Here is a 2,129-nt window from a genome sequence, read left to right on the forward strand (position 1 = left end):
TATTAGAAGATTATAGTGATAAATTAGATGATGAGGCTAAAGATTTTCTGAAACGAATATCAGCCAGTGCCAATCGTATGAAAAATATGATTGGTGACCTCTTAACTTTATCAAGATTCTCAAAGATGGAATCCTCTTTTGAATCAATTGTCCCCGAAACAATCATTAAATCTGCACTAAAGAGAATAGAGCCAATTATCAGTGAGAAAAATGTCCAGATTAAGATAGCCGATGATTTACCCATCATTTACGGCGATAAGGTTAAACTTGTCGAGGTCTTTTATAATCTTATTTCAAATGCCATCAAATATAATAACCGTGAAAAGCCGATAATAGAAATTGACCAGCCAATGCCTCAGCCTGCAAAAGATGAGGTAGTGATTTATGTCAAAGACAATGGGATTGGTATAGAAGAACAGTATTATGAGGAGATATTCAAGATATTTAAAAGATTGCATACTCGTGAAGAATATGGTGGTGGCACAGGTGTCGGATTACCCATTGTTAGAAAGATAATGGATGACCATAACGGTCGGGTCTGGCTTGAAAGCAAAGTGGAACAGGGAACAACATTTTATCTTGCCTTTCCGAAAAAGGTAATTGGTAATTTGTAACTGGTAACAATTCCAGATGGAGGAAATACTATGCAAAAGAAGATACTCATTATCGAGGATAATCCAGATGATATTCTGATAATAAAGAGAATTCTAAGTAAGACACCAGAGTTTGCCGAAGCTGACTTAGTCGCCGCTACTTCTGGTAAGGAAGGATTAAATTTGCTTGAAAAAGGTCAATTTGACTGCCTTATTCTTGATTACCTTCTGCCGGATACAAATGCATTAGAGTTGTTAAAAACAATCATAAAAACTCATCAATATTTACCGACGATAATCCTTACTGGACTTAAAGATGATAGGCTATTGGCAGGGGCATTAAAACTTGGGGCACTTGATTTTCTTACAAAAGACCAGATTAATATCTTGCCAAAGATAATATCGCAGGTCAGTATCTCCGGGCAAAGAAGTCAGTTTATCGAGCAAATGCGGGAACATCTCTACGAAGAGGTAATTGACTCAATGGGTGAAGGGTTATTTGCCCTTGACCTGACTCAGACTATAGTTCTGGTCAATCAGAGATTGATACAACTCATAGGTTTTAAAGAAGATGAATTGTTGGGTAAATCTCTGCAGACAATAATAGGAAATGAAGCAGGAAAGGTTTTCGTAGAAAAGTATCCTCAAATCGTAGCCGGAAAACCACAAACCTTTAAGATAACCCTTGTCTCTAAAACAAAGGATAGAATTCCTACCCTTATCACGCAAACACCATTATTTGATGGTGAAGGTAATTTTAACGGTAGTCTTGTTCTTGTCGCAGATTTAACAGAATTAAAGGAAATGGAGGCTAAATTAATCGAGGCAGAAAAATTAGCCGCAATGGCTCAGCTTGCTTATGAAGCCGTTCATGAGATTCGTAATCCATTGACAATAATTAAGTTAGGAATTTATAATCTTAAAAATACCCTGCCCCCAGAAAAAAGAAGTGAGGATGATTTCCTTCTTATAGAAAGGGCAATCGAGCGAATGAGTTTTTTCCTTAATGACCTATTAAATTTCGCCCGACCAGTTAAGCTTAATTTAAACCTGATATCGATAAATCCCCTCATTAGACAGGTTATAGAGCATACAGCTCAGAGAACCTTCCCAAATATAAAATTTCAGCTTGAACTATCAGATGAGCTTTCTGAAATAAAAATTGACTATGAAAGGATAAAACAGGTATTTATTAATTTGATTAAAAATGCCTGCGAGGCAATGCATGAGGTAGGCACACTGAAGATTGACACTAAACGGGTGAATGATTTTATCCAGATAACATTTGAGGATACTGGGGTAGGGATTCCAGAGAAAAATCTAAGTGAGATATTCAACCCTTTTTTTACCACCAAAAAGGATAAGGGCACGGGATTAGGGCTGGCAATCTGCAAACGCATCATCGAGACACATCAGGGAGAGATTAAGGTAGAGAGTAAGGTTGGGCAGGGAGCAAGTTTTTATGTTCTCCTGCCGGTAACATAAGCCTGTCCCACATTTTTTACTGGACACCGTGAAGAGTAATAATTCACAATT

The 2,129-nt window shown here is 37.2% G+C and carries 2 protein-coding genes; both read left to right on the forward strand.

Annotation, left to right across the window (positions count from 1 at the left end; translation table 11 throughout):
- Positions 1–614: ATP-binding protein (locus AB1422_19045; GenBank protein ID MEW6621399.1), on the forward strand; the 614-nt coding region annotated here is incomplete at its 5' end.
- A gap of 30 nt (positions 615–644) precedes the next feature.
- A complete protein-coding gene (locus AB1422_19050) occupies positions 645–2,078 on the forward strand; it encodes an ATP-binding protein (protein ID MEW6621400.1) in 1,434 nt (477 codons plus the stop codon).
- The last annotated feature ends 51 nt before the right edge of the window (positions 2,079–2,129 follow it).

Source organism: bacterium (genome assembly GCA_040757115.1).
Lineage (GTDB): Bacteria > UBA9089 > CG2-30-40-21 > CG2-30-40-21 > SBAY01 > JBFLXS01.

What these genes read in the sequence shown, in the direction of transcription:
- AB1422_19050 (MEW6621400.1), top strand. Translation starts at nt 645, where the DNA reads ATGCAAAAGAAGATACTCATTATCGAGGATAATCCAGATGATATTCTG.